This is a genomic window from Rathayibacter sp. AY1C4 (assembly GCF_002932195.1).
GTDB lineage: Bacteria > Actinomycetota > Actinomycetes > Actinomycetales > Microbacteriaceae > Rathayibacter.
In genome coordinates this window covers 25,090-32,759 of record NZ_PSWE01000036.1, presented here as the reverse complement: position 1 = coordinate 32,759, position 7,670 = coordinate 25,090, and the positions used below count along the sequence as shown (strand labels likewise).

The window sequence follows — 7,670 nt, the reverse complement described above, 5'->3', positions numbered from 1 at the left end:
CACCCCACCTGGCTCGTCGCGCAGCGACGGCCTCGTCCCCCACCCCTCCAGTACAGGGTTGATCGCGGGTCCTGGCGGGGTGAGCTGCAAGGCGGAGGAGGGCGCGATACCAGCGGTATCGCAACCGACGACGACGCCGCAGATCGCCCCGCCAGGGCCCGCGATCAAGCGTCGAAGCGGTAGCCGAGGCCGCGGACAGTAACCAGGAGCACCGGCTCCTTCGGCGTCTTCTCGATCTTCGAGCGGATGCGCTTGACGTGGACGTCGAGGGTCTTCGTGTCGCCGAAGTAGTCGCTCCCCCAGACGCGGTCGATGAGCTGGCCGCGGGTGAGGACGCGGCCCGCGTTGCGGAGGAGCATCTCGAGGAGCTCGAACTCCTTGAGGGGCATCGGGGTCTCGACGCCGTCGACTTCGACCGTGTGGCGTTCGATGTCCATGCGGACGGGGCCCGCGACGACGATCCGCTCCTCGCCGGGCTCCTCGGTGCGGCGTCGGAGGACGGCGCGGATGCGGGCGAGCAGTTCGCGGGTGGAGTAGGGCTTGGTGACGTAGTCGTCCGCGCCGAGCTCCAGGCCGACGACGATGTCCACTTCGGAGTCCTTGGCGGTGACCATGATGATCGGGACGGAGGAGCGGGTGCGGATCTCGCGGCAGACCTCGGTGCCGGGCATGCCGGGCAGCATGAGGTCGAGGAGGATCAGGTCGTAGTCGCCCTCGTCGAAGGCGGCGACGGCGCGGTTGCCGTCCTCGGCGACGGTGACGTCGTAGCCCTCGCGTTCGAGCAGGTAGCTGAGGGGCTCGCTGAGGGCGCTCTCGTCCTCGACGAGCAGGATGCTGGTCACGCGTGTTCTCCTATCGGGGCGGTCGCCGCGAAGGGCGTCCGGGCGGGGTCGGCTTCGGGGAGCCGGATGGTGAAGGTGGAGCCGCGGCCGGGCTTGGACCAGACGCGGACGTCGCCGCCGTGGTTCTGCACGGCGTGCTTGACGATGCTGAGGCCGAGGCCGGTGCCGCCGGTGTGGCGGGAGCGGGCCTGGTCGACGCGGTAGAAGCGCTCGAACACCCGGTCGAGGTCCTCCTCCGGGATGCCGATGCCCTGGTCGGTGACGGCGATCTCGACGACTCCGCCGGTGGAGCGGACGCCGATGCCCACGCGGGAGCCTGCGGGCGAGTACTGGATGGCGTTGGCGAGGAGGTTGTGCAGCGCCGAGACGAGCATCTTCTCCTGCCCCACGACGTAGGCCTTCTTCATCCCGCCCTTGACCAGGGTGACGTCGTGCGACTCCGCCATGACGTGGGTGGTCTCGAGCGCCGCCGTGACGACGTCGTCGACGCGGATGATCTCGGCGGAGCCGGCGACGTCGGCGGCCTGGAGGCGGGAGAGCTCGATGATCTCGCGCGTGATCTTCGCGAGGCGGTGCGACTCCTGGGTCAGCCGGTGCGCGAAGCGGCGCACCTGCTGGGGGTCGTCGGCGGCGGAGTCGAGGGCCTCGGCGAGCAGGCCGACGGCGCCGATCGGGGTCTTCAGCTCGTGGGAGATGTTGGCGACGAAGTCCCGGCGGACGGCCTCGAGCCGGCGCGCCTCGGTGTGGTCCTCGGCGATGACGAGGACGTAGCGGGAGCCGAGGCGGGTCGCGTGGACGACGAGCGTCACGGCGGCGTCGGAGAGCGGGCTGGTCGCGAGCTCGAGGTCCTGGACGATGTCGTCGCCGAAGCGGCGGACGCGGTCGACGATGGCGGCGAGGTCGGGGTGGAGCAGCGTGTCCTGCGAGACCAGGCCGAGCGCGACGGCGCGGGTGGACGCCTTCAGCACGTTGTGAGACGGGTCGGTCACGAAGGCGGGCGAGCCGACGGCGTCGATGATCGCCTCGATCCCCTCGGGGAGCCCGACCGAGATCACGTCCTGCGCGATGCGGCCCTGGCGGGCGGCGAGCGTGAGCACGGTCGTCAGAAGGATCCCGATCGCGACACCGAGAACGAGCGACAGAACCACGATCAAGCCCGAATCCACGGACCCAGGCTAACCATCCACCGGGCGTCCCCCTACCGGACTCCCGTCGATCCTCCGGGGGTCGAGTACTGTTCAAACGCCCGGCACCGTCCGTTAACCTGCCGTGGTCATCATGACTGCGCCTGCGCCCACGGAGTGCAGTCGCAGCGGCGTGCGAGGTGCTCGCCGCAGATCCGGCGCCGTCGTCCGCGCGCGCCGTAGAGAGGGTCGAACACAGATGCGCGAAGTTTTCCAGCAGGAGCTGGCCGAGGTCCAGGAACGACTCGTCGAGATCTCCGGACTCGTCGAGATCGCCATCGAGAAGGCGACCCAGGCGTTCAACCACTCCGACGTCACCCTCGCGGAGGAGGTCATCGCGAGCGACGCGCGCATCGACGAGCTGGCCATCAGCCTCGACGAGCTCGCGATCGACATCCTCGCCCGGCAGAACCCGGTCGCCCGCGACCTGCGGATCGTCGTCTCGGCGCTGCGCATCAGCGCGTCGCTCGAGCGGATGGGCGACATCGCCGAGCACATCGCCCAGCTCTCGCGCTATCGCTTCCCCGACAAGGTGGTCCCCAAGAGCCTGCGTCCGACGTTCGTCGAGATGGGCCGCCTCGACGTGGTCGTCGCACACAAGCTGACCGACCTGCTCCGCTCGCAGGACCCGCGCATCGCCGAGGAGATCCGCGACGAGGACGACAAGATCGACGAGCTGCACGTCAGCGTCTTCGACAAGGTGCTCAGCGAGGCGTGGAAGGGCCAGGCCGCCGACACCGTCGACGCGACCCTCGCCAGCCGCTACCACGAGCGCTTCGCCGACCACGCCGTGTCGATCGCCAAGAAGGTCCAGTACCTGATCTCGGGCGACTACTCCTAGTCGACACCTCGGGCTCCGGCCCGTCTCACCGTCCGGCCCGCAGGAACGAGCGTCTCCTGCGGGCCGGACGTGTCCGTGCGCTCCGCCTCCGGGGCTACGGGAACGGCCCGCCGGAGTCGAGGACTCGGGCGGGCCGTTCGCGCGTGCGGGGCGGTGCTACTTCTTGGCGCCCTGGGCGGCGACGGCGGCGGCACCGGCGGCCGCGGCCTCGGGGTCGAGGTAGCGCGCCTCGCCGATGGGCTCGAAGTCCTCGTTCAGCTCGTAGACGAGCGGGATCCCGGTCGGGATGTTGAGCTCCGCGATGTCCGAGTCCGAGATGCCGTCGAGGGTCTTCACCAGCGCGCGGAGGGAGTTGCCGTGCGCGGTGATCATGACGGTCTTGCCCGAGGCGAGGTCCGGCTTGATGTCGGACTTCCAGTACGGGAGCATCCGCTCGATCACGAGCTTCAGCGACTCGGTGCGGGGCAGGGCGTCGCCGAGGTCGGCGTAGCGCTCGTCGTGCGCCTGCGAGTACTGGTCGTCGTCGTCGAGCGGGGGCGGCGGCACGTCGAAGGAGCGGCGCCAGGTCTGGAACTGCTCGGGGCCGTACTCGGCGAGGGTCTGCGCCTTGTCCTTGCCCTGCAGGGCGCCGTAGTGGCGCTCGTTGAGGCGCCAGGAGCGCTTGACGTCGATCCACAGGCGGTCGGCGACCTCGAGGGCGATGTTGGCGGTCTGGATCGCACGCGTCTGGCGCGACGTGTAGACGATGTCGGGGTGCAGGCCCGCCTCGGTCAGCAGCTCGCCGGCGCGGGTGGCCTCCGCGACTCCCTGCTCGGTCAGGCGCACGTCGACCCAGCCGGTGAAGAGGTTCTTCTGGTTCCACTCGCTGTTGCCGTGGCGCACGAGGATGAGGGTGTAGGTCTCGGACATGCGTCCAGCTTAGAGGCGGCCCCCTCGCCCGCGGATACGCTGGAGAGCATGCCCATCGGAGCCGTCACCCGCGGAACGACGGGCACGAACCGCCTCCGCCGGGTCGACCGCCGGCTCGCCGAGCTGCCCGTCCTGCGCAGCACCGCCTCCCCGCTCGTCGTCGATCTCGGCTTCGGGGCGAGCGCGGTCACCACGCTCGAGCTGCACCGCCGGCTCGTCCGGGCCGCGCCCGACGTCGAGGTGCTCGGCCTCGAGATCGAGCCCGCACGGGTCGACACCGCTCGGCGCCAGCTCGCCCGGGTGAGGGAGGGCGGCACGCCGTTCCCCGCGGACGCGCGCGTGCGCTTCGAGCGCGGCGGCTTCGAGGTGCCCCTGCCCGCGGGGCGGCGGGCGGGCGTCATCCGCGCCTTCAACGTGCTCCGCCAGTACGACGAGGACGCGGTGGAGGAAGCCTGGGCGACGATGACGGACCGCCTGCAGCCCGACGGCGTCCTGGTCGAGGGCACCTGCGACGAGATCGGCCGCATCTGCACCTGGATCGAGGTCGGCCGGGAGGGCCCGCGCTCGCTGACCCTCTCGCTCCGGCTCGCGGCGATCCCCTCGCCGATGACGGCGGCCGAGCGCCTGCCGAAGGCCCTCATCCACCGCAACGTGCCCGGCGAGGGCGTGCACGCCTTCCTCTCCGCCCTCGAGCGGGCGTGGACGCTGAACGCCCCTCTCGCCGTCTACGGTCCGGGTCAGCGCTGGATCGCGGCGGTCCGGGACCTCCGGCCGGAGTGGCCGGTCCTCGGCGGGCCGCGGCGCTGGCGCCTGGGCGAGGTGACGGTCGCGTGGGAGGCGGTCGCCCCCTCCTCCTGAGCGCCGGGCCTGAGCACCGGGCCTGAGCACCGGACCTGAGCACCGGACCTCCTGAGCCCTAGGCGAGCGGGGGCAGGGCGGCCCGCGCCTCGGCGGGAGCGGCGCCGGTCGCCGTGAGCAGGTCGACGACGAGCGGGCGGAGCAGGACGAGCACCGTCTTCTCGGCGAGGCGCGCCTCCGGGATCAGCCGCTGGGGGTCGAGCGTGGTCGCGAGCAGCACGAGGTCCTGACGCGCCAGGGCGAGCACCGACGGATCGGCGACCGCGCGGCCGAGCAGCGCGATGCCCGGGCCGAGGGCGGCGACCGCTCCGGCGAGCTCCGGCCGCGGGGCGCCGTCCCGGACGAGGAAGTCGGTGCGGCGCGCGACGATGCGCAGGTTGCGGGTCGCGAGGTCCAGCGCGGACAGCATCACGGCCTGGCGGGAGAGCTCGCCGCGGTGCCGGCGGACGAACGGCGAGATCCGGGCGACGCCGGTCGCGGAGTCGAGCGCCGCGGTCCAGCCGTCGATGACCGGCTGCGTCCCGCGGATCCGCTCGAGGGCTGCGGTGGACGCCGAGGAGTCGCCCCGGCGGAGCGCCTCGGCCAGCTCCTCCACGGTCCGGCTGAGCGCGGTGAGGAGCCGGTGCGCCTCGGCCCGCGCTGTGCGCAGCGGCGGGCGGGGCACGATCGCCGTGCAGAGCAGCGCCGCGAGCCCGCCGATCAGGCCGTCGACGCTCCGGGTGAAGACGCCTCCGTCCGGCGCAGGGAGGACCATCACCAGCATCGCCTGGGTCCCGGCGGCCACCGCGAACCCCGGCGAGGGCGAGAGGGCCCGGCCGAGCGTGAAGACGATCGCGAGGACGACGGCGAGCTGCCAGACGCCGCTCCCCCACAGCAGGAGCAGGACCTCGCTGGCCGTGATGCCGATGAGCATCCCCGTCGCTGTCTCGGCCACCTGCTTGGGGCGGGTGTCGCGCGCGATGCCGAGGCTCGAGATCGTGGCCGTCAGCGCCAGCACCGGCGCGGGGTGCCCGAGGAGGAAGTGCGCGACGGAGTAGGCGAGGGTCGCCGCGAGCACGATCTGCAGCACGGCGGGGAGCGACGCCCCCGCGCGGGCGAGGGCGCGCGCGGGACTCAGCTCGGGGGTCCGGACGAGACCGCGCAGCCGCTCGGCCGCCCGGCCCCGCTCGGCGGGACGTGCGGCCACCACGGCGTGGCCTACCTGGTCGTCGCCCCGAGGCGGGGCAGGCGGGGCACTCCCGCCTCCGCTCCGGCTCCGGGCGGGACCACGACCTCCTGGGCCGCGGCCACGCGCGAGTCGCCGGCCAGCACGGTCAGCTCGAGATCCACCGGGACGCTCCGCTTGACGACCGCGAGAGCGACCGGTCCGTCCTCGTAGTGCCAGGCGCTGGAGGTGACCGTGCCGACCTCGACCGGCTCGCCGCCCTTGAGCGCCGTGACGACGTCGCCGTGGGCGGGGAGGACCGAGTCGGAGCCGTCGAGCTGCAGCAGGACCAGGCGCCGGGGCGGGTGGCCGAGATTGTGCACCTTCGCCACCGTCTCCTGGCCCCGGTAGCAGCCCTTGGCGAGGTGCACGCTCGAGCGGAGGAGGTCGAGCTCGTGCGGGATGGACCGCTCGTCGACCTCGGTCGCGTGGCGCGGGCGCCAGGCGGCGATGCGCAGCGCCTCGAGGGCGTCGACTCCCGCGAGGGCCACTCCCACCCCGACGGCCGTCTCCGCGAGGGCCTCGAGGGCCGCTCGCGGGACCAGGACCTCGCGGAGCTCCCAGGAGGCCCCGGGGTGCTCTGTGGTCAGCGCATACTGCCAGCCGCCCGGCTGGACCTGCGACCACGGGTCGCTCCAGACGACGGGCTCCTCGGCCAGGGACAGGGCGAGCGTCAGGGCCGGCCCGTCGCCGAGGGCGGCGAGGGTCGCGAAGTCGTCGGTGCGGTCGGCGACCTCGACGCGGAGCATGAAGCGCATCCGGTCGAGCCAGGCGGCCAGGCCGGCCGTCTCGTCGCGGTCGAGCAGGAGCCAGGCGGTCTCGCCGTCGTCGACGAGGCGGATGACGTGCTCGATCCGGCCGGTCGGGTCGAGCAGGAGCGTCTCGGCGGACGCGCCGGGAGCGAGGCGCGAGACGGCCTGGCTGGTGAGCGAGTCGATCCAGGTGAGGCGGTCCGGCCCCGTGACGGTCACGACGCCGCGGCCGGAGAGGTCGACGAGCGCGGTGCCCGCGGCGAGAGCGCGCTGCTCGCGGAAGGGCTCGCCGTAGTGGGCGGCGACGCCGGGCTCGGCGGCGCTCGTCGTCGCGACGGCGCCCGGGGCGGCCAGGAGCGGGGAGAGCGCGTCAGTCGACACGGGCGAGCCGTCCGGAGGAGTGGGTCCGCAGGCCCTGGCCGAGCGCGGCGATGTCCCACGCCCACAGCAGGTGGTCGTCGACCAGGCCGTAGAGGCGCGTGGCGGCGGCGTAGTCCTTCGCCGCGGCGGTGCGCATCACCGCGTCGGTCGCGAGGTCGATCCGCGGCCCCTTGACCTGGCCGAGGTAGAGCTCGCTGACCCCGTCCGGGTGCACGAGCGAGACCTCGATGTCGAACCCGCCGGCGGCGTTGCGCAGCGTCTCGACGGACTCCGCGTCGGGGAAGGCGGGTGCGCCGCGGCCGGGCAGCATTCCCGGGCCGGCGTCGGAGTCGGTCAGAGCGCGGCTGAGGCGCCAGTAGCCGGTCTCGGTGACCAGCGGCCGGGGCGCCTCCTCGGCGCCCTCCTCGATCAGCCACGTGTAGGAGTTGTAGTTGAGGTACGGGAGGCCGTCGTAGCTGAAGCTGATGCGATGGCCGAACTCGGCCTGGACGGAGTCGTCGCCGATCGTGTAGTCGATGACGCCCGAGCCCTCCCAGACGCCGAGCAGCCAGGACAGGGGGACGAGCTCGGGCGGCAGGCCCGACGGAAGCGAGATCACTCGGGCTCCGCGGCGGCTAGCGCTGGCCGCGGTAGAGCTTGTAGACGACCACGCCGGAGACCCACGCGATGGCGAGGGAGGCGAGCCCGAGCAGACCGAGG

The 7,670-nt window shown here is 72.9% G+C and carries 8 protein-coding genes; 2 read left to right on the top strand and 6 right to left on the bottom strand.

Annotated elements, in window-relative coordinates:
* Nucleotides 1–164: 164 nt before the first annotated feature.
* Nucleotides 165–842 carry a response regulator transcription factor gene (locus tag C5C99_RS14890; RefSeq protein ID WP_104227263.1) on the bottom strand — a complete coding sequence of 226 codons (678 nt, stop codon included), beginning with the start codon at nt 840–842 and terminating at the stop codon, nt 165–167.
* A complete protein-coding gene (locus C5C99_RS14885; protein WP_104224692.1) occupies nt 839–2,008 on the bottom strand; it encodes a cell wall metabolism sensor histidine kinase WalK in 1,170 nt (389 codons plus the stop codon). Before C5C99_RS14885 ends, C5C99_RS14890 begins: the two co-directional genes overlap by 4 nt.
* 217 nt (nt 2,009–2,225) lie before the next feature.
* Between C5C99_RS14885 and phoU the strand changes: the two genes are divergently transcribed.
* The gene (gene phoU / locus C5C99_RS14880) at nt 2,226–2,867 is read left to right on the top strand and encodes a phosphate signaling complex protein PhoU (protein WP_104224693.1); all 642 of its coding nucleotides are present in this window, start codon (nt 2,226–2,228) and stop codon (nt 2,865–2,867) included.
* A 156-nt stretch (nt 2,868–3,023) separates the two neighbouring features.
* Here phoU and C5C99_RS14875 read toward each other — a convergent pair whose 3' ends face one another.
* Nucleotides 3,024–3,776, bottom strand: a complete 753-nt coding sequence (locus C5C99_RS14875) for a phosphoglyceromutase (protein ID WP_104340307.1) — start codon at nt 3,774–3,776, stop codon at nt 3,024–3,026.
* Nucleotides 3,777–3,824: 48 nt separating this feature from the next.
* Between C5C99_RS14875 and C5C99_RS14870 the strand changes: the two genes are divergently transcribed.
* Complete coding sequence (locus C5C99_RS14870) at nt 3,825–4,634, top strand: class I SAM-dependent methyltransferase (RefSeq protein WP_104338990.1); 810 nt, start codon at nt 3,825–3,827, stop codon at nt 4,632–4,634.
* A 58-nt stretch (nt 4,635–4,692) separates the two neighbouring features.
* On the opposite strand, the gene C5C99_RS14865 is transcribed toward C5C99_RS14870, so the two are convergent.
* From C5C99_RS14865 to C5C99_RS14855, 3 genes are read right to left on the bottom strand one after another with little or no spacing between them, the layout of a single operon-like run.
* Nucleotides 4,693–5,823 carry an aromatic acid exporter family protein gene (locus tag C5C99_RS14865; protein WP_104309424.1) on the bottom strand — a complete coding sequence of 377 codons (1,131 nt, stop codon included), beginning with the start codon at nt 5,821–5,823 and terminating at the stop codon, nt 4,693–4,695.
* Nucleotides 5,824–5,831: 8 nt separating this feature from the next.
* Nucleotides 5,832–6,971, bottom strand: coding sequence for a folate-binding protein YgfZ (locus tag C5C99_RS14860; protein WP_104324497.1), 1,140 nt, complete (start codon nt 6,969–6,971; stop codon nt 5,832–5,834).
* Nucleotides 6,961–7,569: an FABP family protein gene (locus tag C5C99_RS14855; RefSeq protein WP_104224698.1), complete on the bottom strand. Its 609-nt coding sequence runs from the start codon at nt 7,567–7,569 to the stop codon at nt 6,961–6,963. The genes C5C99_RS14860 and C5C99_RS14855 overlap by 11 nt, the downstream gene beginning before the upstream one ends.
* Between the last annotated feature and the right edge of the window lie 101 nt (nt 7,570–7,670).